General features: G+C 65.1%; 22 protein-coding genes and 1 tRNA gene. 8 read left to right on the forward strand and 15 right to left on the reverse strand.

Annotated elements, in window-relative coordinates:
* Window positions 1-16: 16 nt before the first annotated feature.
* Complete coding sequence (locus tag KF783_RS09670; protein WP_294078609.1) at window positions 17-796, forward strand: SDR family oxidoreductase; 780 nt, start codon at window positions 17-19, stop codon at window positions 794-796.
* Window positions 793-1,956, forward strand: a complete 1,164-nt coding sequence (locus tag KF783_RS09675; protein ID WP_294078611.1) for a helix-turn-helix transcriptional regulator — start codon at window positions 793-795, stop codon at window positions 1,954-1,956. The genes KF783_RS09670 and KF783_RS09675 overlap by 4 nt, the downstream gene beginning before the upstream one ends.
* Window positions 1,957-2,132: 176 nt before the next feature.
* Here the strand turns inward: KF783_RS09675 and KF783_RS09680 are convergent.
* From KF783_RS09680 to KF783_RS09710, 7 genes are all read right to left on the reverse strand, one after another.
* Window positions 2,133-2,207 (reverse strand) — tRNA-Glu (locus tag KF783_RS09680).
* A gap of 60 nt (window positions 2,208-2,267) precedes the next feature.
* Window positions 2,268-4,022 (reverse strand): single-stranded-DNA-specific exonuclease RecJ, encoded by a 1,755-nt coding sequence (gene recJ, locus KF783_RS09685; protein ID WP_294078612.1) that lies wholly within the window; start codon window positions 4,020-4,022, stop codon window positions 2,268-2,270.
* Window positions 4,023-4,136: 114 nt separating this feature from the next.
* Window positions 4,137-5,435: an MFS transporter gene (locus KF783_RS09690; RefSeq protein WP_294078614.1), complete on the reverse strand. Its 1,299-nt coding sequence runs from the start codon at window positions 5,433-5,435 to the stop codon at window positions 4,137-4,139.
* Between the two features lie 45 nt (window positions 5,436-5,480).
* Window positions 5,481-6,908, reverse strand: coding sequence for a S41 family peptidase (locus tag KF783_RS09695; RefSeq protein WP_294078616.1), 1,428 nt, complete (start codon window positions 6,906-6,908; stop codon window positions 5,481-5,483).
* An 80-nt stretch (window positions 6,909-6,988) separates the two neighbouring features.
* Window positions 6,989-7,918 (reverse strand): intradiol ring-cleavage dioxygenase, encoded by a 930-nt coding sequence (locus tag KF783_RS09700; protein ID WP_294078618.1) that lies wholly within the window; start codon window positions 7,916-7,918, stop codon window positions 6,989-6,991.
* 98 nt (window positions 7,919-8,016) lie between these two features.
* Window positions 8,017-9,279: a HAMP domain-containing sensor histidine kinase gene (locus KF783_RS09705; protein WP_294078619.1), complete on the reverse strand. Its 1,263-nt coding sequence runs from the start codon at window positions 9,277-9,279 to the stop codon at window positions 8,017-8,019.
* Window positions 9,280-9,289: 10 nt separating this feature from the next.
* Window positions 9,290-10,027, reverse strand: coding sequence for a response regulator transcription factor (locus KF783_RS09710; protein WP_294078620.1), 738 nt, complete (start codon window positions 10,025-10,027; stop codon window positions 9,290-9,292).
* Between the two features lie 262 nt (window positions 10,028-10,289).
* Between KF783_RS09710 and rpsU the strand changes: the two genes are divergently transcribed.
* Both rpsU and KF783_RS09720 read left to right on the forward strand, forming a co-directional pair.
* A complete protein-coding gene (gene rpsU / locus KF783_RS09715; protein WP_010162663.1) occupies window positions 10,290-10,496 on the forward strand; it encodes a 30S ribosomal protein S21 in 207 nt (68 codons plus the stop codon).
* A 91-nt stretch (window positions 10,497-10,587) separates the two neighbouring features.
* Window positions 10,588-11,196 carry an FKBP-type peptidyl-prolyl cis-trans isomerase gene (locus tag KF783_RS09720; protein WP_294078622.1) on the forward strand — a complete coding sequence of 203 codons (609 nt, stop codon included), beginning with the start codon at window positions 10,588-10,590 and terminating at the stop codon, window positions 11,194-11,196.
* 42 nt (window positions 11,197-11,238) lie between these two features.
* On the opposite strand, the gene KF783_RS09725 is transcribed toward KF783_RS09720, so the two are convergent.
* Complete coding sequence (locus KF783_RS09725) at window positions 11,239-12,249, reverse strand: M48 family metallopeptidase (protein ID WP_294078624.1); 1,011 nt, start codon at window positions 12,247-12,249, stop codon at window positions 11,239-11,241.
* Window positions 12,250-12,426: 177 nt separating this feature from the next.
* Here KF783_RS09725 and KF783_RS09730 point away from each other — a divergent pair, with 177 nt between their 5' ends.
* The 3 genes from KF783_RS09730 to KF783_RS09740 all read left to right on the forward strand — a co-directional run bounded on the left by KF783_RS09730 (window position 12,427) and on the right by KF783_RS09740 (window position 14,141).
* Window positions 12,427-13,146 (forward strand): metallophosphoesterase family protein, encoded by a 720-nt coding sequence (locus tag KF783_RS09730; protein ID WP_294078625.1) that lies wholly within the window; start codon window positions 12,427-12,429, stop codon window positions 13,144-13,146.
* A 217-nt stretch (window positions 13,147-13,363) separates the two neighbouring features.
* On the forward strand, window positions 13,364-13,600 hold the full coding sequence (locus KF783_RS09735; RefSeq protein WP_294078627.1) for a hypothetical protein: 237 nt from the start codon (window positions 13,364-13,366) through the stop codon (window positions 13,598-13,600).
* 343 nt (window positions 13,601-13,943) lie between these two features.
* Entirely contained in the window at window positions 13,944-14,141 is a 198-nt protein-coding gene (locus KF783_RS09740; RefSeq protein ID WP_294078629.1) for a hypothetical protein, read from the forward strand.
* On the opposite strand, the gene KF783_RS09745 is transcribed toward KF783_RS09740, so the two are convergent.
* Both KF783_RS09745 and KF783_RS15805 read right to left on the reverse strand, forming a co-directional pair.
* Window positions 14,124-14,375 carry a hypothetical protein gene (locus tag KF783_RS09745; RefSeq protein ID WP_294078632.1) on the reverse strand — a complete coding sequence of 84 codons (252 nt, stop codon included), beginning with the start codon at window positions 14,373-14,375 and terminating at the stop codon, window positions 14,124-14,126. The genes KF783_RS09740 and KF783_RS09745 overlap by 18 nt on opposite strands.
* A 24-nt stretch (window positions 14,376-14,399) precedes the next feature.
* Complete coding sequence (locus KF783_RS15805) at window positions 14,400-14,642, reverse strand: transposase (protein WP_366511722.1); 243 nt, start codon at window positions 14,640-14,642, stop codon at window positions 14,400-14,402.
* A 72-nt stretch (window positions 14,643-14,714) separates the two neighbouring features.
* On the opposite strand from KF783_RS15805, the gene KF783_RS09750 reads away from it, so the two are divergent.
* Window positions 14,715-14,969: a hypothetical protein gene (locus tag KF783_RS09750; RefSeq protein WP_294078634.1), complete on the forward strand. Its 255-nt coding sequence runs from the start codon at window positions 14,715-14,717 to the stop codon at window positions 14,967-14,969.
* Between the two features lie 331 nt (window positions 14,970-15,300).
* Here the strand turns inward: KF783_RS09750 and KF783_RS09755 are convergent, their stop codons facing one another.
* From KF783_RS09755 to KF783_RS09775, 5 genes are all read right to left on the reverse strand, one after another.
* Entirely contained in the window at window positions 15,301-15,603 is a 303-nt protein-coding gene (locus KF783_RS09755; RefSeq protein ID WP_294078636.1) for a hypothetical protein, read from the reverse strand.
* A 65-nt stretch (window positions 15,604-15,668) separates the two neighbouring features.
* Window positions 15,669-16,844, reverse strand: a complete 1,176-nt coding sequence (locus tag KF783_RS09760; protein ID WP_294078638.1) for a hypothetical protein — start codon at window positions 16,842-16,844, stop codon at window positions 15,669-15,671.
* Window positions 16,845-16,894: 50 nt separating this feature from the next.
* Entirely contained in the window at window positions 16,895-19,093 is a 2,199-nt protein-coding gene (locus KF783_RS09765; protein ID WP_294078640.1) for a polysaccharide biosynthesis tyrosine autokinase, read from the reverse strand.
* Window positions 19,094-19,102: 9 nt separating this feature from the next.
* Window positions 19,103-19,813, reverse strand: coding sequence for a polysaccharide biosynthesis/export family protein (locus KF783_RS09770; RefSeq protein WP_294078642.1), 711 nt, complete (start codon window positions 19,811-19,813; stop codon window positions 19,103-19,105).
* 34 nt (window positions 19,814-19,847) lie between these two features.
* Window positions 19,848-21,236, reverse strand: coding sequence for an O-antigen ligase family protein (locus KF783_RS09775; RefSeq protein ID WP_294078644.1), 1,389 nt, complete (start codon window positions 21,234-21,236; stop codon window positions 19,848-19,850).
* Window positions 21,237-21,516 lie beyond the last annotated feature (280 nt).

A 21,516-nucleotide genomic window follows, 5' to 3' on the forward strand; every position in this document is an offset into this window, starting at 1 on the left:
GATCGAAACGCTCGGCATGGACGGGGAGGATGAGGAGTTGGCGCAACGCGTCGCATTGGTGTCAGGGGGGACGCGCGGGTTGGGACGCGCGATCGCGCAGCGGCTGTTGGGCGAGGGCTGGCGGGTCTTTGTGTGCGCGCGCAATCCCGCCGATCCGGTGACCGCGCCCGATGGCGCCGCCGCGAGCTTCATCGCCGCCGATCTGCGCGATCCCGGCGCGATCGCGGGGCTGGTCGATACGGTCCTGGGCGATGCGGGGCGGATCGACCTGCTGGTCAACAATGCCGGCGGGTCGCCCGCCGTCACCGTGGCCGACTCCTCACCGTCGCTGATTCAGAAGGTGCTGGCGCTTAACCTGACCGGGCCATTGTTGCTGGCGCAGGCGGCGGGGCCGGCGCTGCACGCGGCGGGTGGATCGGTGGTCAATATCGCCAGCATTTCCGGCACGCGACCGGCCCCCGGCACGGTCGCCTATGGCGCGGCGAAGGCGGGGCTCATCAACGCGACGCGCGGCCTGGCGATGGAATGGGCGCCGCATGTGCGGGTCAACGCGATCGTCGTCGGGCTGGTCGACAATGCCGATCAGGCCGAACATTATGGCGGTGCCGCCGGCGTCGCGCGGATCGCGCGCACCGTGCCGATGGGGCGGCTGGCGCGTGGCGAGGATATCGCCGCCTGCGTTTCCTGGCTGGCGAGCGACACCGCCGCCTATGTGACCGGCGCCGCGATCGAGCTGCATGGCGGGGGCGAGATCCCGGCCTTTCTTTCCCTCGCGGGAGAGACTGGCGGGGCATGAGCGGCCAGGAAACCCGCGCGGACGCGATCGCGGCGCTCGATCCGGCGCTGCTCGCGGCGCTGTATCACGGGCCGCTGGAGCCTGAGCCGTGGCGCGGCTTCCTCCAGGCGCTGGCGCGGCATGCGGGGTGCGACAACGCCGCGATCTCCCTGCAATTGAGCCGCAAGGGGCTGGCGTCGGTGACGATGTGGGCGGAGCCGCCGCCGATCGCCCGCGACGACGCGCGGCAGGTGAAGGCGCGCCACGCCGCGCTGGGCGACATGGACCCGATGAGCAACGCGCTCAAACGCACCGGCGAGGTGCTGCTGCTCGACGAGGTCGCATCGCGCGAGGGGCTGGAAAAGGACGATTTCTACCTTGAGGTGATGAAGCCGTTCGGCATCGCCCAGGCGATGGGGATGTATGTTGCCGAGCCGGGCGGGCTGGAGTGCAATGTCGGGCTGATCGCCCATGACGACCGCTTCCGCTTCACCCCGGCGCACAAGGCGCTGATGCTGGCGTTACGCGATCATGTGCGGACTGCGCTCGAACTCTTTTCGCGCATCCACCGCGACGAAACCGAAATCGCGGCGCTGAACGACACGCTCGACCGGCTGACCATTGCCACCTGCATCCTCGACGGGCGGGGGCAGGTGCTGCGCGCGAACAAGGCGGCGCGCGCGCTGCTCGCCCGTGACGAGACGTTCACCACCGACAACGGCCGCTTGCGGGTGCGCGGGCGAAGCGACCAGCGCAAGTTCGACAGCGCGCTGGACGAGGCGCTGGCGGCGCGCATCGCCGGGCGTGAGGAAAATGGCGTGCGCGCGTTCCGCTGCACCGACCCCGAAAATCTGGAGCGCGGGATCCTGGTGCGTTCGATCCCCAGCCCGCCCAAGGCCCCGATCGATCGCAGTCCGGCGGTGCTGGTCTATGCCACCGGCGGCGATTCGCTGGGCTCGTTCGAGCAGCTGATCAGCGCGCTGTTCGACCTGACCCCGTCGGAGGCGCGGCTCGCGGCATTGCTGACCCAGGGCTATTCGCTTTCCGAAGCGAGCGAGCAGGCGGGGATTACGGAGGGGACCGCGCGATCCTATTCGAAACGCGTCTATGCAAAGGTCGGCGTCAACCGGCAGACCGAACTGGTCCGGCTGATCCTGCGCAGCGTCGCGATGCTGGGCTGACCGCGCAGGAGCCGATCCGCCCCGCCGGGCCGGGTGCGGCGCGGACCGACCAACGCCGCATCGCCACAGCGACTTCAGGCGCATCAGGCCTGCTCAATCCATTTGAGCGCAAAATCGGTGCGGGATGTCGGGTCACACGGACCCCGTTTGCCGCCGCGCCCGTGAAAACAAAGGCGTGGTGACCCCTACGGGAATCGAACCCGTGTTTCAGCCGTGAAAGGGCCGCGTCCTAACCGCTAGACGAAGGGGCCGTGAGGCGAGGGGGCCGGTTAGGCGCGGTTCGGCCTCGGGTCAAGTCGTTTCAGCGGCATCTAATCCGCCCAGGCCGCGTCCTCGAGGTGAATTTCCGCCGCAGGCCGCGCCCCCCAATCGTCGATCTTTGCGCGCCCGGCGATCCACAGCCGCCGGTCGCGGGGGGCGCCGAGCAGAGCGAGACCGAGCGGCGTGTCGGCGGCGCGAAAGGCGACGCATTTGATGCTGCGTCCGTCCTCGCCCGCGACGATCGCGCGGACATGCCCGTTGCCCACCACATCGCACTTGATCATCCGAACCGGCCCGGCGGCGACCCGCGGCGCGGGCCAGCCCATGCCATAGGGGCCGCCCGCGTCCATCGCGGTGACCAGATCGGGGCTGACCCCGCCGGGCGCGAGCACCGCGTCGAGCAGCAACGCGCGCTCTCCCGCGGCGCGCTCCACCCCTTCGGCCAGCTTCGCGTCGAGAAAGGCGGCAAAGGCGGCGATCTGATCTTCGGCGATCGTCACGCCCGCCGCCATCGCATGGCCGCCGCCGGCGATCAGCAGTCCCGCCTCGCGCGCGGCCAGGATCGCCGCGCCCAGATCGACCCCGGCGATCGAACGGCCCGATCCCTTGCCGATCCCGTCTTCGCCGATCGCGATGACGATGGCCGGCCGACCAAGCTTTTCCTTGAGCCGTCCCGCCACAATGCCGATTACGCCCGGATGCCATCCGCGTGCCGCGACGACCGCGACCGCGCCATCGGCGGGCAGCGCTTCGGCCGCCTGCTGCACCTCCGCCTCGATCGCGCGGCGTTCTTCGTTCAGCCGGTCGAGCTCGTTGGCGATCGCGCGCGCCTCGTCCGCGTCGTTCGTCGTCAACAGTCGCACGCCCAGATCGGATTTGCCGACCCGTCCGCCGGCGTTGATCCGGGGACCCAGCGCAAATCCCAGATCGGTCGCGGTCGGCGCGCGGGTCAGTCGGCTCGCCTCGATCAGCTCGTTCATGCCGATGTTGCGGCGCTGGCCCATCACCTTCAGCCCCTGGGCCACGAACGCGCGGTTGAGGCCGCGCAGCGCCGCGACATCCGCGACGGTGCCGAGAGCGACCAGGTCGAGCAGGTCGAGCAGGCGCGGTTCGGGCCGCTGTGCGAACCAGCCGCGCGTGCGCAGCGTCCGGACCAGCGCCGCGCCCAACAGCCATGCGACGCCCACGGCGGCAAGATGGCCGTGCGCCCGCCCTTCCTCCTCGTCCAGCCGGTTGGGGTTCACCAGCGCGACCGCCTCGGGAAGCTGCGAGGCGCATTTATGGTGATCGACCACGATCACCTCCGCGCCCGCCGCTTTCGCCTCGGCCATCGCGTCGAATGCCATCGCGCCGCAATCGACCGTCACGATCAGATCGGCGCCGGCCTGTTTGAGGCGGACCAGCGCCTCGCCCGACGGGCCGTACCCTTCCATCAGCCGGTCGGGAATATAGGCGTCGGGCGACAGCCCCAGATCGCGCAGCAGACGGATCAGCAGCGCGGCAGACGTCGCGCCATCGACGTCATAATCGCCGAAGATGGTGACATTCTCGCCCTGCTGCACCGCGTCGGCGATACGTTTGGCGGCGCGGTCCATGTCGCGAAAGATCGACGGGTCCGGCATGAATTCGCGGATGCTGGGCGCGCGATGCGCCTCCAGTTCCTCGCGCGGGCATCCCCGGGTGAGCAGCAACTGGGTCACCAGATCGTCCGGCGCAAACCCCGGATCCCGCGCATCGGCCGCCAGCCCCCGCCACCGCCATGGCTGGCCCAGGATCGAGCTGTGGACGTTGAGCACCGGGGTCATCGTCCGTGTCGTAGCCGCTGCGATCCGCTACGCAAGCATTGGCTGATATACCCTGACGATCGGGATCGCCGCACCGGCCATCCACCCGCCCGCCACACCGCCACCCGGGGGGCGTCAATCCTCCACGATCAGGCTGTGGGTCCGGGTGTCGCGCATGCGCAGATAGGTGATCAGCGAGATCGCGATCATCGCGGTGACGTACCAGTAGAAACCGCGTTGCCAGGCAAGGTCGCGCTTGAACCAGAAGGCCACCGCCTCCGCCGTGCCGCCAAAGATCGCGTTCGCGATGGCATAGGGCAGCGCGACGCCCAGCGTGCGGATATGGGCGGGAAACATCTCGGCCTTCACCACGCCCGAAATCGCGCTGTATCCGCTGACGATGACCAGCGCGCCGGACACGATCGCCCACGCCGTCCATGGATCGCGCACCCCCTCCAGCGTCGTGAAGATCGGATAGGTGAGCAGCGTGCCGAGCACCCCGAACGCCACCATCAGCGGCTTGCGCCCGATCCGGTCGGACAGCGCACCGACCGCCGGTTGCAGGCACATGAAGACCAGCAGCGCGCCGGCGTTGATCCGCGACGCGCTCTCCTTGCTGAAGCCGGAGGTATCGACCAGGAATTTCTGCATGTAGATCGAATAGGCATAGAAGGCGAGGGTGCCGCCCGCGGTCAGGAACAGCACGGTCGCGCTTTCGCGCGGATGCTCCTTCAACAGCTTCCAGAAGCTTGATCGCGGTCCCTCCGCCGCCGCCTCGACCTTGCGAAAGCTCTCGCTTTCGATCAGCCCGCGCCGCAGCCAGTAGACCGATACCGCGAGCACCCCGCCGATCACGAAGGGAATGCGCCACCCCCACGCCTCCAGCGCGCCCTTGCCCAGCGTCGCCTGGAGGATCAACAGCACGGACAGCGCGACCAGCTGACCCGAAATCAGCGTCACATATTGAAAGCTGGCGAAGAAGCCGCGATGCCGCCGGCTCGCAATCTCGGATAGGTAGGTCGCGCTGGCGCCATATTCGCCGCCGACCGACAGCCCCTGGAGCAGGCGCGCAAGGATGACGAGCGCCGGCGCCCAGGCGCCGATCGTCTGATAGGTCGGGGTGATCGCGATCAGCAGCGATCCGGCGCACATCAGCGTGATCGACAGCGCCAGTCCCGCCTTGCGGCCCCGCCGGTCGGAGTAGATCCCCATCAGCCAGCCGCCGAGCGGGCGCATCAGGAACCCCAGCGCGAACACGCCGGCGGAATTCAGCAATTCGCTGGTCGGATCGTCGGCCGGAAAGAAATGCGGCGCGAAATAGAGGGCGAAGGCGGCATAGGCATACCAGTCATACCATTCGACCAGATTGCCGGCCGATCCGCCCAGGATCGATTTCAGCCGCGCCCCGCGCGTCACGCCCGCCTGCTCCGCCATGCCGCTCCCCCTCCGCCGTCGCGCGACCTTAGCCGCTCGCGCGGATCAGAACAGCCCCGGCACCTCACGCTGTGCGGTCGTCGGCCGTTCCGGGCTGACCAGCAGCATCCGACCCGCACTCTGCGTCGTGATCGACGAGATGGCGGTGCAGCTGCGCCCGGCGAGGAAGTCGAGCGCGGCCCTTGTCGATGCCTCGGCCGGGTCGCCCAGCGGTTGCGTCACATCGTCGCTCGCGCGGCAGGTCGCGCCCATGAATCCGGCAAGGCCGTCATAATAGGCGCCCTGATGACTGGCGTTTTCGAGCGCGAAGGAGATGACGCGCAGGCGATCGTCGCACGCCGACTTGTCGATCGCGATCTGCCCGACCGGCTTGCCATAGGTGTTGGTGCCGACCAGCGCCGCATTGGCGCCCAGATAGGGGACATAGGTGTTCATCACCAGTTCGCTCGCCGACGCGGTGCCGCCGGTGCCGATAAAGGCGATCTTGGTCGATGCGATCGACTGTGCCTGCGGCGCGAAATAGGTGGTCGAGTTGTTCGACGATTTGGACGCGCGATAGGTGACGTAATTGGCGACCTGCGACGTGGAGCGGTTGCCGCCGAGCAGGTTGTTCATCAGGTCCGCGATCGAAACCAGCCCGCCGCCATTGTAGCGCAGGTCGATGATGACTTCAGTAATCCCTTGCGCGCGGAAGCTGGCAAAGGCGTTGCGCAGCGGCGTTTCGGCGGTGTTGATGAAGGTGCGAAGGTTGATGTAGCCGACCTTCTTCCCGCCATCGTCGATCACCTTCGCGCCATAGCGGGAGGAGACCGGGGTCAGTTCGTAATCCGCCTTGGTCACGGTGATGGTGCGGGTCGCGCCGGACAGGTCCTTGATCTGGAGCGCGCGCGACAGCCCGGCCGTCGATGGGCCGAGCGCGTTGCTGATCCCCGCCGACCCTTCGGCGGTGATGATCGCCGATACGGTGCGCATCGATGCGGTCGTATCGCCGATCGCCAGGATTTCGGTGCCGCGATCGATGCCCGCGTTCAGCGCCGGCGTATTTTCGAACGCCTCGGCCACGAACACGCGGTTCGCGCTCGTGTCGATCGACATGCGGAATCCGAATCCCGCGCTCGACCCCGAATTGTAATAGGCATTCTCTTCGGTGATCGAGGTGATGTAGGTGAAATAGCGGTCCTTGCGCTGCGCCCTGGCGGTCGCCGTCAGCGCGTCGATATAGTCCTGCACGCTGGTATAGGGCGTGGGGCTGAGATTGGCGGGCAGCGTCTCGGGGAACAGATACCATTCGTTGAGGACGTCCGCCGCCCAGCTCTGCCGCGCGCTGAGCGAGCATTGGCTGCTCGTCGGGGTCGGACTCGACCCCGATCCGCCGCCGCTGACCGACCCGCTGCCACCGCCGCTGCACGCCGATATCAGGGCGGCGCTCGCGGTCATCGCCGTCATCCGGCGGAACGTTACGCTTCTACGCATGATTACAGCGGCTTAGCGTAAATTCCATGCCAAGTCACAACAAAAGAGTCGGGGCCGATCAGCGACTTGCGGGTCGGTGCCTAGCGGGCAAGGCCGATCGTCGCGACGGCGGTATAGCCGGCGCTGACGCTGCCGGTCATCGTCGGGGTCTGCTGGGCGATCTGGGCTGAGCTGTTGTCGCCGAACACGCCGTCGCTCGCGATCGTGACTCGCGAGAAGTTGGACGTGCTGGTCGAATAGGTGGCGGAGGCGCCGCTGTACACCGCGCTGCATGCCGCCGCCGGCATCGCCAGCTGGCTGATGAGCGAGGCGTAGCGGCCGCCGGTCGCGGTGGCCAGGCTCGAAAAGACTTCGAAATGGATATGCGGCCAGCGCCCCGGATAACAGCCGGGGAAGATGGTGGTGAAGGTCACCTGCCCGTTGGCATCGGTGACGCCGACACCGCGTAGCCAGCTTTCCGCCGGCACGTCATAGAGCGAATAGCGGCCGATCGCGTCGCAATGCCAGATATAGACCGCATAGCCGGCCAGCGGCGCGCAGCTTGAGTTCACATCGACCAGCGTCAGCGTCAGCGTCACCGCGACGCCGGCCACGGTGGTGGTGCTCGATCCGACGAAGCTTGAGCGGATGTCGCTGCGCACCACGCCGCTCGACGTCAGGACGTTGGAGGTGGCGCCGCTCGACGTGTTGGTGCCGTCGGCGGGGTAGGGGCCGTTGGTTTCGGTGGGATCGGCGACACACTGGCTGACGCTGGTCGTGGGGGTCGGCGTCGGGGTGGGCGTGGGCGTTGCGGTCGCCGACGGGGTCGGGGTCGGCGTGGCCGTGGTGGAAACCGTTCCGCCGCTCGATGCCGACCCGCTATTGCATGCCGAAGCAAGCGCGACCGTGCCGGCGCCGGCGAACCACCGCAGCGCGCGGCGGCGGCTGGCGAGCGCCTCCATCACCTGCAAGTCGTGATTCAGGCCGCGATCATGGTCGTGCAGATCGCGGTCGTTCAGCGGTTCGGACATGATTGATTTCCCCATTTCGTTTCGAAAAGTCGGGGACACCAGTCAGGTGTCTGGCGCACCTGCATATTTCAGGCCGTTGCCGCCTGTTTCATCATATGTCAGGCGAGCGGAAGCCGGACGATCACGCGCCCGCCCCGCGCATGATTAGTCAGTTCCACGCCGCCGCCATGCGCATCGGCGATCGCGCGCACGATCGCCAGGCCCAGCCCGGTGCCGCCGGTCGCGCGGTTTCGCGAGGGATCGCCGCGCACGAATGCGGTGAACAGCGCGTCCGCCGTTTCCGGGTCGAACCCCGGGCCGCTGTCGTCGATCCACAGCTCGACCTCGTTCTCGGTCAGCGTCCAGCGCATTGCCGCGCCTTCGCCATACCGCACCGCATTTTCGATCAGATTGGCGAACATCCGCCGCAACGCCGCCGGATCGCCCCGTACCACCGCGCGCGGCCCGGGGGTGGCGGTCACGTCCTGCCCCGCACTCGCCATATCCTCCGCCAGCGATTCGATCAGGCTGCCGATTTCGACCCGCACGCGCGTCTCGCCCGTGCGTTCATCGCGGGAAAAGCGCAGCACCGACTGGAGCATGGTGCGCATCTCGTCCAGATCGGCGGCGGCACGCGTCCGTGCCGGCTCCGGCAGCTGCTCGATCCAGAAGGCGACGCGCGACAGCGGCGTGCCGAGATCATGGGTGATCGCCACGAACATGGCGTTGCGCCCCTCTGCCGTGCGGACCATCCGGTCCTGCATCGTGGCGATCGAGGCGGCGAGCTGATCGACTTCGCGCGGGCCGCCGCGCGGGATCGCCACCGGCCGGCCGAGACGGCTCTGCGCGGCGGCGACGCCAAGGCGGCGGATCGGGCGCGAAATCGCCTGGGCGAGCGCCCAGCCGAGACCCCCGAGCAGCAACAGCGCGATCGCCATCGCGGTCAGGCTGATCCGGTGCCAGTGGGTGAAGAAGGGCGGTGGCGCGATCCGAATCACGCGCCATCCGGTCGCGATGCGCCGCGCCGCGACGAACGGCCCGCGCACCTCGTCGGGCAGCCGCTGGGGCTGCATCGCCCACAGCCGTACCTGGGATTCGGGCAGGCGCAGCGCCTGGGCCAGCGCGGCGCGGCTGGCGGGAATTTCGTGATCGCTGGGCGGGGGTGTCGGCTCGCCATCCTGTTCGACGCGTTCCAGCTTGCGCCCCGACTGTGGCAGCGCGCCGCCATCGAGCGCGATCGCCAGCTGGGCCAGGCGCAGCGGATCGCCCTGTGGCGGCGGCCCACGAAAGGTGACCGCGAACATCACCAGCGCCGCGAGCGTCACCGACAGGATGACGAGCAGGAAGATCGGCATCGCGATCGACGGGCGGCGGCGCGGCATCACGGCGGGTCTATCGGTGGACGACTTCGGCGTTGAACAGATAGCCCTCGTTCCGGATCGTCCGGATCAGATCCTCCGTACCCGGCCGTGCGAGCTTCTTGCGCAGCCGGCTCATCTGGACGTCGATCGCGCGGTCGAAATGCTCGGCATTCACCCCGCGCGAGAGGTCCAGCAGCTGGTCGCGGGTCAGCACCCGGCGCGGATGTTCGGCGAGCGCCAGCAGCAGGCGGAATTCGCCATCGGACAGGTTGATGACGACATCGTCGGGATCGGTCAGCTGCCGTCCGATCGAATCGAGTCGCCAGCCGGCGAATCGCAGGCTCGTACGCTCGGCCGCCGGCGACTGTTCCCGCCCGCCGCCGCGCGCGCGCCGCAGGACCGAGCGGACCCGCGCGAGCAGTTCGCGGGGGTTGGCCGGCTTGGCCAGATAATCGTCGGCGCCCATCTCAAGCCCGACGATCCGGTCGATCTCCTCGCCGATCGCGGACAGCAGGATGACCGGCGGCGCGCTTTGCGGATCCAGCCCGCGCAGCAGCGTCAGCCCATCCTCGCCCGGCATCATGACATCGAGCACGACCAGGTCGTAATCGGCGCGCTCCATCGCCGCGCGCATCGCGGCGCCGTCCTGCGCGACATCGACCGCATAGCCGTGGCCGGACAGGAACGCGGCCATCAGGTCGCGGATACCGGGATCGTCATCGACGATGAGAAGGCGGGTTTCGAAATCCAAGGCTTCGGCGAGTTGCATGACCGTGAACGTGGGGCGCCAGCGTATCCGCCGCGTTGCAGGGCTGCAATGTGGTGTAATCCGTGCTATATGTGGTTTTCAGGCAACAGATGTGGCGATGCCGATGTCGCTGTGCCGCGCCGCCGTCGATCGGCCCGGGCGTTTTGCGCCGGTTCGCCTTGTCTTTGGCCGATGCGCCTGCTAGGGGCGCGGCCAACGCCCGGGGTCCATGCCCCGGCGATCCCTTTTCTATTGAATATGAATCTGGAGTTGAGACGGCTTTATGCAAATCATCGTTCGCGACAACAATGTCGACCAGGCGCTGCGGGCGCTCAAGAAGAAGCTGCAGCGTGAGGGCGTCTATCGCGAGATGAAGCTCCGTCGTCACTATGAGAAGCCGAGCGAAAAGCGGGCGCGCGAGCGCGCCGCCGCGGTTCGCCGTGCGCGCAAGCTCGAGCGCAAGCGCATGGAGCGCGACGGCGCCCGTTAAGGGCGTCGGCCGCCGCGCGCCGGGCGCGGGGCGGCGAATCTGTGACTTATCACCGCGCCCGTCCGGCGCGGCCATCCGGGATAGCTGAGCCATGTCGAACGTCACCGCCGTGCCGATTCCGCCGACCAAGCGCAGCTATCTGGCCTGGATCTGGATCGGCGTCGTCGCGGCGGTCGCGGGCGCCGTCGCGCTGGCGTGGTTCGGAACCGCCGAGGTGGTCGAGAAGCGGATGACCGGCGCGGCGTTCCTTGCCGCGAACAAGGGTAAATCGGGCGTGGTCGAAACCGCGTCCGGCCTTCAGTATCAGGTGCTGGAAGAGGGCAAGGGCGCCAGCCCGACCGACAATGACGTGGCGCTGGTGAACTATAAGGGCATGCTGCGCGACGGCACCGTGTTCGACCAGAGCCGCCAGCCGACCCCGCTGCCGGTGGCGGGCATGATCCCCGGCTTCACCGAAGCGCTCAAGCTGATGAAGAAGGGCGGCAAATACCGCGTCTGGATCAAGCCCGAACTCGGCTATGGCAGCGAGGCGAAGACCAACCCGCAGACCGGCCAGGTGGTGATCCCCGCCGATTCGCTGCTGATCTTCGACGTCGATCTGATCGAGTTCATCCCCCGCGCCGTCTATGAACAGATGATGCAGCAGCAGATGGGCGGCGCACCCGGCGGCGCCGGCACACCACCGCCACAGGGCCGGTAACCCGTCCGGTTCGGGCCGGCGAACGCTGCCGGCATTGATCGGTCACTTCCCCGGCTTCACACCGTTCGTCAGTTTGCGCCAGTCGCCGTCGAGCGTCGCGTTCCGCTGATCGTAGAAATCGGGCAGCTTTGCGTCGCGACCGGCCGTCGCGATGCGCTTTGCCTCTGCCGCCACCAGCGCCGCGCGGTCGCGAAACGGGGGGTGGGAGCGCCGGCGAATCTGTCCCTGCAACAGTCTGGGGCCGACCGTCCGCCAGAAGGTTTCGGCTATGCGCGGGTCATAGCCGGCACGCGCCAGGATATCGACCGACAGGATATCCGCCTGAATTTCGGTCTGGCGGAACAGGCCGACATTCTGGCCGAACCCCGATGCCAGCCCGAAATCCGCGCCCGCCGCCTCCAGCCGGTCCTTGTGGCGCAGGATATTGTGCGCCAGTTCGTGCGCGACGACGGCAGGGAACAGGTCGGGATCGACATCCTCGATATAGCGTGAGCTGATCTGCACCATTTCGCCATTCGCCCGGGCCTCGAACCGGTTCCCGATCTGGAGTTCGTACCGGGTCCGGCAGGCGGGCTGTGGCGTCACGCGGACGTTCAGGGTCTGCTCGCCCCGCTGGACCACGAAGGTGACGGGCTGATCGGGCGGCAGATCCGCGATGCGGGCGTGCAGCGCGACGAGGTGATCGGTGGTCGCCGCGCTGGACGATGCCGTACCCACCGGCACGCCGGCGATGCTGATGACGCTGTCGTCCGTGCGCAACCCCGCCCGCTCGGCCGGGCCGCCGGCAATGACCCCCTCGATCCCGACATCGCCGCGCATGCGGAAATGCGCGCGGACCGCCGGGCGCGCCGATTGCGCATATTGCGCGATCGTCTGTAGTTGCAGGCCCAGCCCCGGCTCCAGCCGGTCGCAAAACGGCGCCATCGCGGTGCTTATCCGGGCGCCGACCGTCGCGAGCCGCATGTCCGCCTGGCGCAGCGTCTCCAGCATCGCGCCGTCCTGCGCCGCGGCCGGGGCAAGCAGGGGGGTGCAAATTGCGAGACCCAATGCCATATCGCGCGCCAGCATCGCGATATGGCGGGCCTTCCCGTTCCGGCCCGCATCTTGGGTGCTGCCGGCGCCGGGCCGGTGGTGATCGCGGTTTTTCGTTATTGTAGAGTACATATGGTCGGCCGTTTCTTTTCAGGTTTTTCCGCTACGCGTTCACGCCGCAGCGCGCCAGTCGGGGCGGTGCCGGCGGACGAACGCGTCTATGCGATCGGCGACATTCACGGGCGTGCCGACCTTCTCGAGGATCTGCTCGTACAGATCGAGGCGGACGACGCCGCGCGCAGCCCCGCCAATTCGACCGCCATCTTCCTGGGCGACCTGATCGATCGCGGTCCCGAATCGGCACAGGTCGTCCAGCGCCTGATGGATTTGGGGGCGGGGTCGGACCGGGTCCGCTTTCTGATGGGCAATCATGAAGAGGTCTTTCTGAAGGCGCTGGCCGGCAATCTCAAGGCGCTCGCCTTTTTCGTGCGGATCGGCGGCAAGGCGACGATCCTGAGCTATGGCGTCAGCGAGGGCGATTACGACGCGAGCGACTATCCCGAACTGCTCGAGCGGCTTCAGGCGAGCGTACCGCAGGCGCATGTCGATTTCCTGAATGGCTTTGAGGACATGATCGAGATCGGCGACTATGTCTTCGTCCATGCCGGCGTCGAGCCCGGCGTCGCGCTGTCGGCCCAGAAGCCCCAGACGCTGCGCTGGATTCGCGATGAGTTTCTGCATCATCGCGAGCCGTTCGAACGAATCGTCGTACATGGTCACACCGTTTCGGATGAGGTCGAGGAGCGTCGGCACCGCATCGGGCTGGACACCGGCGCGTTCGCGAGCGGGCGGCTGAGCGCGATGGGCTTTGAGGGCGCCAACCGGTGGATTCTCCAGACTGGCGGCGCACTGGCCTGAGCGAATTCGTTGCTATGCAACGCTGTTTCGGCTATAGGGAGATCAAGCGGCGGGGATTTATGCTCCTTTGCCGTGGCGGCGCGGAACCATTTTGCAGACGTTGCATTGTGGCAACGCGCCGGTAAGAAATTGGTTCTAGAGCGCTTGTCGGTTGCGGGAAGCGTCGTTCTGTGCAAATCAGGCGCGTGAACCCGGATTTGAAAAGAGGGAGTGTTTCATGAGGTTGGCGAAAACCATTACTGCAATCGCGGCGTGCTCGCTGGCGATGTCCTCGGCGATTGCGGCGCCGGCCGCGTCGAAGCTGTCGCTCTCGGGCGTGGCGCGTGCGTCGAGCACCGCTGACGAATCGAACGATGCCGCTGGCGGCTTCCTGATCCCCGCCGTCGCGGTCATCGCGGTTATCGCGGGCGCCATTGTCCTCTCCAACGACAGTGGCGAACCGACCAGCCCGTAATCTCGCGGACATATCGAAACGGAAACGGCGGTCGAAAGGCCGCCGTTTTTGTATGTGCGAACTGTGGGGCCACCGATGGCGAGTGTATCGGCTCTTTTGTGTCGATAATGAATGCTAGGCGTGCGGGATGTTTACCGGCTGTTGCGCAGATCAAGCGGGTATCAGCGGGTAGACGACCATCGACGTGGATGCTTGGGTTCTTGCGTTCGACGGGCAGTAGACCCTTCAGGACCCGCTATCCGCGCTCCGGTCAGGGTCGTCGCCACCAACAGCCGTGAATCAGCCAATCGCCACCTCGTCAATCAGGCCTTTATGCGAGCACGCCGCGATTAAGGCGCTGACGATGCTGCTCATGATCGCAACTGTCATTTTGGCAGCTGTAACGGATGCAATCGTTCAGAGCCATCTGCTCGCTGCCGGTCACGGGTGCGTCCGCGGCACGATCGTGTCGGGCATCATGGGCGTCTTGGTCGCCATCGCCATCATCGCAGCCTACTTCATCATCGACCATGTGATCTGGAGATTAGGGGGGGGAATTTGAGCCAGTATCTGGCGGTGGCGAGATGGACCATGCCGAGGACGCTGTGCCGAGGAAGCTGTTGGCCAGTTGGTCATAGCGCGTGGCGATGGCGCGATTGATCTTTGAGGTGGCCGAACTGCGGTTGCGCTGTTTGTAGAGCGTCCGGTCGTAGTCGATCGTCACGCGGCGGTTTGATCGGCTGGTGCTGTCGATGCTGTAGTGGCCGCTGTCTGCCATGATCTCGGCCAGCGTCACCGCGACGGTTTCCCAGACCCGACTTCACTCCAGCGTCGGAACCGGCGAAAATCGTGTTCCAGCTGCCATATTTGGGCGGGACGTCGCGCCCGGGACGTCCCGCAAAGGAGCTCCGCAACGAAGCCGCCATAGGATGCGGTTGATGATCGAGCGGTTCTGCTCTGGTCGCTTGCCTCGCCCGCGATTTTCAGGCTCGATGGGCAACAGGCCCTTCAGAACGCGCCACTCCGCTTCGGTGAGATCGCCTTCGCTCAAGCCTGCCCCCAAAAAGCAGCCTTGACTCGATCAACCGCGTCCGCGCCAATTGCGCCCTCGTCGAATAGGCGGCAAATACATTTCATGGCAAAGCCAATACCCACGAGATTTAGCGTCTTTCCCGAGAATGAAGCTGCTGCCGTCGCGCACCTCGAAGCGCGCGGCTATTCCCCGGCGGCCATCGAAAAGGATGGTTGTGGGTTGAGCGTATTGATCTTCAGTCCGCTTCCCGACGATCAGATGTTTGCGCTGGCCCAAGCCTTGCCGGTGCATCTGAGCGCCAAGATCGGCTTCGTTATGGGCGATCAACCGCCGTTCGCATCAAAGCTCGATCACTGATCTGAATTTGCCCACGCCGCCTGGCGCAGGGAATTTGGTTACATCGCCCAGCAGATGATCGACGTACCTCAGGGGGCGGAAGCGCACCCAGGCCGCGGAGGCAAGATCGCTGAATCTGGTGGCGCGCGCAGTTCCCGGATTCATGCGCTGCGCGATCGCCGCATTCCAGGCCGTTGATCAAAAAGCTGGCCTGCTTCCAATCCGGGCTGGTGGGCGGCTGGCGGTGGCCTGACTGGATCAAAAACCGTTCGGGCAGGATGGTCGCAGAGGTTCGACCGCAGGTTTCAGGACGAGTGGATCATCGCGCGCGCCGACCTGCTCGCCGAATGGTTTAGCGGCGTGAACGGGCGCCTGGATTACGCACCCGATCACTCGCGACGACAAAGGGTGAGGTCGCATTGGCTCGCGGGTTGTAATAGCGGTCGATACGGTTGCGGATGCGATTTTGGACGCGATTCTGAATGCGCATATCAATACGGCCGAGTGGCGCCGTATTTGATGCGGGGCGTTCGACGCGCTTGCTGACCTTCGCGGCGCTGGATTCAGCACCTAACTGCCCATCGACTTCCTGACCTTGAGCCGGAGTCAGGCCGGTTATCGCGATCGCCACCAGCAAAACAGCATGTCGCTTCATGACACCCCCAAAAGCTCCGCAGTCGAAATCGACACCCGTAACGGGAGGACCCATAGCCAGCCTTATCAACCTTCGCGGCGTAGCGCCACGCGAAGAATCTGCCCGCTCGCGCCTGCAATGGCGTCGGACGGCCTGATCTGCAAGGTAAGCGATTGGACCGGGCAGCGCGCAGGCACCGTTACAGAACCGGAAAAATCGCCCGACATGGTCGCAGATCGAGAAACGGCGATCCGCCCCAGTTCGGCCCCCTCCCTGCACTTGAGTTGAAAATAGGGAAGGGCATCGTCGGGCTGGTCGATCCCGGCGCTTCGACCTTCCAATCGGTATTTTCCTGGCGGAAGGAGCAGTATCTGTTGAAGCACCGGCCCACCAACACCGGTCGGCGCGGAATATTCAAAAACCCCGCCGTCACCGCCGGCCAGGATCGATGCCTGGATGACGTCATCATGCAGTGGCGTCCAGTCGAACTGCGAAGGCGAACCTCGCACGGACCGAAAGGCCGGATCGCGCAGGCCATCGCGCCGTGCGTCGGGAGTCGCTACTTCGTATAGTGACCATGCCGCTTCGACCGAAACACTGTAGAAAAGGCGGTTGATCAGGGTGGATTGATGTGGCCACGAAGGCGCAAGACCGCGTCGACCGAGAGCGTTGAAAAAAAGTGCCGTCGATTTGGGGTCCGGCCCCTCTCCGGCCGCGTAACTCGCGAAGTGTGGCGCCCATTCAGGGCCGAGTGCGAACGTCTTTACGAGCGCTTGCCTGATCTCCTCGTCCTCGATCGCCGAGGCCAGAATGGGAAACAGAATGTCGCGGGTGTTCTTCGACGTCCGCAAGGCGATATCGTAAAATTTCAGGGCGCCTTCGACATCGTTTCGCGTAACCGCGTCCTCGATCGACCAGAGTTGCACCTGGATATCGCGGCGCGACAGGCGGTTGGCATAGGCAAAGTCGCGGCGGGCTGCGGCAAGATTCCCATTCTTTTGCGCCGCGAGGCCAAGCGTCGCCACTGCGGCAACGGCTGTGGGATCAAGTACCAGCGCCTTTCGCGCGATCTTATCTGCCCGCCGCCATTCCGCGTCTTTTGTATCGGTTTTCAGGAAGCTTCGAGCATACGCTGCCGCCAAACGACCGTCCCAGGGCGCGATCGCGGATGCCAGCGGCGGGCTGACCATCATAAACGATTGCGACAGAGACGAAACGACCGCGATCATGCCCAGTACCGCGACGCCCAGCGAGAGCGCCACGCGTAGAACCCATCGCCGCAACGTTGACCACGCCGCGTGTCGCTCACCCATCAGTTAGCCGACAGTTTGTTGTTGCGGCCATAGCCATAGCCATAGTCGTACCCATAGCCATAATAGCCACGGCGTGAGACGAACTTGGTAAGCACGCCGCCGAAAATTCGCGCATCGGCGGCAGCCAGTCGCGCCAGCGCGGTCTTGACCATGCTCACGCGAATGCCGTTCGATTCGATGACGTAAACGACGCCCTCGACCCGATTGGCGATCAACAGTGCATCGGCAATGCCCATCACCGGCGGTGAATCGATCACGACATGATCATAGCTCTGCAACAACCGATCGATCAGCAACGGCAGTCGGTTGCCGGTCAGCAATTCGGCGGCATTGGGCGGAATAGGACCCGCCGACATGGCCGAGATCCCGAGATCTTCCATTCGGAAGATGAGCGATTCGATCTCATCCTGTCCCGAGAGGAAATTGCTCAGGCCGCGCTCGTGTCCGACATCGCCGAAGTGATGCACCGAAGGCGACCTCATGTCGCCATCGACAAGTATCACCTTAAGATGGGACCGGGCGAGCGTCGTCGCAAGCGCGAGCGCCGTTGAAGACTTGCCCTCGGCCGGGCGCGTGGACGTGACCGCGAAGGATCTCGGAACGCCGTGCTCCGTCGTGAATCCAAGACTGGTCTGAACGGCGATGTAGGAATCGACCAGATCGGATTTGCGATCGACCAGCGCCTCCTTGGGCAACTGTCCGTCCAGCTTCGGAACAGTGCCGAGCAGCGGCAGGCCAAGGCTGGCACCGATTTCCGACGGGGCGCCGATCGCGTCGTCGATCTGTTCCAGGATGAAGGACAGCAGGGTCCCCAAACCCAGACCGACCAGCAATGCGATGAGCATGTTGATGAGCGGTCGCGGCGCCGACGGACGCGCCGGCGTGTCCGCAGGATCGACAATCGAAATGTTATTGATACCGACGCCACCGGCGACGCCAATTTCCTTAAAACGTTGGAGGAGGCCATCGTAGAGCGTGCGGTTGGTATCTACTTCCTGCTGGTAGATATTATACTGAATGCTGCGACGGCGCAGGTCGAGATAGCTGGCTTTCAACTGATCGACGCGAGCCTGTAATGACTGTTCGCGCTCTACCGCCTGCCGATACTCGGTCTGGATCGACTGCTGGACGCGACCTTCCTCGCGACCGATGCTGCGGTCGAGTTGCTCAATCTGGGACTTGAGCGCGACGGCTGGCGGATATTGGGGTTCAAACTGCGACAGGAGCTGCTGATACTGCGCCGCCAGCTCTGCACGCTTCTGGCGCAGGCTGTTGATCGCCCCATTGCGCAGCGCCTCGGCCGATCCGCCCGCCGCCCCGGTCTGTTGCGCGCGCGCAGCGGCTTGAATCCGGTCTGCGGTGGCCTGAGCCAGCGCACTGTTGAGTGCCGCCAGCTCGTCCGCGACAATCGAACGCTCGCTGGTGCCGCCGCTGGCGGTCGGCTGGGCGGGAAGGTTGATGATCTGCTGCGCCGACGCGTAGCCGACCAATTGGCGCTGTGACTGGTCAAGCCGTTCCTTGGCCTCCGTCAGCTGACGCTGAAGGAGATTTCGGCCATAGGATGTCGCCTGAACCTTTCGCTCTAAATTCGTCTGAATGAAATTTTCGGCCCAGACGTTGGCGACCTTTGCGGAAAAGGCTGCGTTGGGGCTGGTGAAGCGCACATCGACAAGGCGTGAAAGGCGGGTCGGCGAAATCGAGAGGTGATCCAGCAACGTTTCGCCAGCGACGCGCAGCCGCGTGGCCCGGCCAGCCGCCGCGTATCGACCATTGACGAGCGCAAAGGCCGGGTCGCTGTCCGATACTCCGAAGCGCTTGAAGAAAGTGGGATCATCGACCAGGCGAAGCTGCTGGGCGACACGCTCCGAAAGCGAGCGGGATTGCAGCAGGCCATATTGTGTCTGATAGAATTCCTGATCGGCCAGACTGGTATCGCGTTCGACGCCCTCGAAGCGGGTGACCGAATTGGATTCACGGGCGATCTCGATCGTTGTGGTGGCCGTGTATTGCGGCGTCATCAACATTGTGAAGATTAGCCCGAGCACGACGCAGGCAGCGACCGACCCGAGGATGACGAAGCGCCAACGTTGCAGGATTCGCAGATAGTCGCGGACGACCGACGACCGCTCTTCGACGACCGCCATCTCACGCACGGCGGAGGGAGCGTCGGTGCGCATGTTCGGCGAAAGCAAATTCATCAGTCCAGCCTATTGGAGAATGGCGATCAGCGGCGATGCCAGAAGAGGCGACAGTGCCACGAAATCACGGAACATGCGGCGTTGAGGGGAATCGCCGACCACAATGACGTCATTCGCATAGATCGGCGGATCGTCATATGCTCCGCGCCGGATCGCAGCGATATTGTAAAGACCGGCCATTTTTTGGTTGTTGACCGTTCGCAGGATTACGACATCTTGCTGGCGGGCGTATTCGGACAGTCCCTTCGCCGACGCAATGATACGCATCAGGGTCATCTGGTTGGTCACGGGATAAAGGCCCGGCTCGATAACCTGACCATCCACCGCCGCGACCTGGCTCACCGAACTTTTGATGTTTACCGTCACCTCGGGATTGCGGACGTAACGGGCGCGAAGGCCATCCTCGATCGCGCGGGCGAGTTCCTCTGCGGTCTTGCCGCGCGCGTCGATGGTCCCGGCCAACGGCATCGCGATCCGACCGCTTGCATCGACCTGCATCTCGCGACCGAGATCAGGCATGTTGAACACGAATACTTCGATCGTATCGAGTGGGCCGATAAGGGCCGGACGATCGGCGGCGACAAGATCGCTGCGACTGGGGGCTGGCAGCTCGGTGTTGCCCGCGACCACGGTCAGGCGGTCGGTGGAAACAAGTGGCTCCCGCTTCGCACATCCCGCGACCGCAAGGGCGATTGATACCGCCATAATAAGCTTGTGCATGTATAAGAGCGCCCGTGATACCAACCGCGGGCCGCTATAGCGGTTGGCCTGGGGTTGGTAAAGCGGTCCCGGGCCGGGATTTGGGCCGTTGTGCCAGCCATATAGCCGCGATCACGATCACAGCCATCATCATCGGGGTGCGGGCCGGATAATCGAATGCGCTGGCGATGGCGACAAACAGAAGCATAGCCGAGCCGAGCCGCGGCAACATCGCGTCGCCGGGACTTGCGAACCATGCACCAATGCTGGCGCGGAGCCACCAGAGTGCGGCGGCCACCATCAGCAACAGGCTAGCCAGCCCCCCATCAAGTACAACCTCAACCAGGTCGTTGTGCGCGTGATTGAAATAGGTCGGTTTGAGCAGGGCGAGGGGTTCGTGGAAGCGAAACATCTGGTCGAAGCCGCCAAAACCCGAACCGACCGGAAAGTAGGCCCAGATCATATTCATCAACGTGGGAAAACTGCGTTGACGCATGTCGTGGGTAATGTCCGAGTTCATGAATCGATCGATGGAGACCGCCCGGTCGCTCATGACGCTGGCCGCGATGAGAAGCCCGAACAGGAGGACGATGCCGCCCCCCCCGGCGAGATAGACCCAGCGCCGGTTTGGCCCGATCGCTTTGCGGATTTCATGCTGAACCAGCACTGCGCCCGCGCACAGGCCGAAAGCGGCGAGCAACAGGCCGACGCGTGAACCGCCTACCACGGCCATGATCACAAACAGGAGAACAGATCCGAGCGCGACCGGGATGCGCCATCGCCTTTGCTCAGCACTCATAAATGCCCAGACCGGAGCGGCCATGCAGCCCAAAGCAATGAACAGGCCGGAATGGTTTCGGTTCGCGAACATGCCGCTCGCCAGCCCGACATCCTCATTTATCAGGGGATTGTCGATCCCGGTCCCCGCCAATTGAATGACACCCAACACCGCGCTCGCCACGATCGCGAGGAGCAGCAGGCCCGGCAGACGGCGGCGCTCATCAGCGTTGAGGCAGGCGATCAGCATCAGAACGGTGATGGGAACGATCAGCGATGCAGCGGCATTCACCGCGCCCCCCGGTACGATGGCTATCGGCCGCCAGGGCTGCGGATAGCCGGAGAGCGAAGCCGCCTCGGCAAATGGTGTTCTCCCGGGAAGGGACATCCACAGCTCGGGCGGCAATGGAATGAGCTGAATAAGGACGAGCGACAGGATCGCCGCGAGGAAATAGGCGACCGGACGCATGCCAATCAGATTTGGGCGCCGGCCGCTGAATATCAGTGCGATGAGCGTCAGGGTTGAAACCGCCCGGACGAGGGACTGCCCAAGGGCGTCCGCGCGGGATGCGCCCCCGCCCAGCCAGAGCGACGCAACCACAAAACTGAGAAGTATCAAGCCGAGATTTGGCAGTATGAGCCGCCGGACGAAAAGAAAACGAGACATGGATCGACCCTAGCGGCTAACGGTTGCTTGGAAAGAACGTTTCATATTGGCACCCCCGCCGCTGCGTCGCTACGGCTTGCGACATAACGGAGGCCGGCGACCTTGTCCGGAATTTTCATCCAGATCGTTGAAAGACCGGGCCAGGTAAAAAAATGCATCGGCCGAACGCCCGCAAGCGCGCCAGCGACGCAACATCAGACTGGGCAGAATCGGCCGATCCGTTTTCATTTGCGCAAGCTGCCTCTCGAAATCCACATCTCCGGCCGGTGGCACCGCCTGT

It is taken from the genome of Sphingomonas sp., from assembly GCF_019635455.1.
In the GTDB taxonomy this organism is placed as follows: domain Bacteria; phylum Pseudomonadota; class Alphaproteobacteria; order Sphingomonadales; family Sphingomonadaceae; genus Sphingomonas.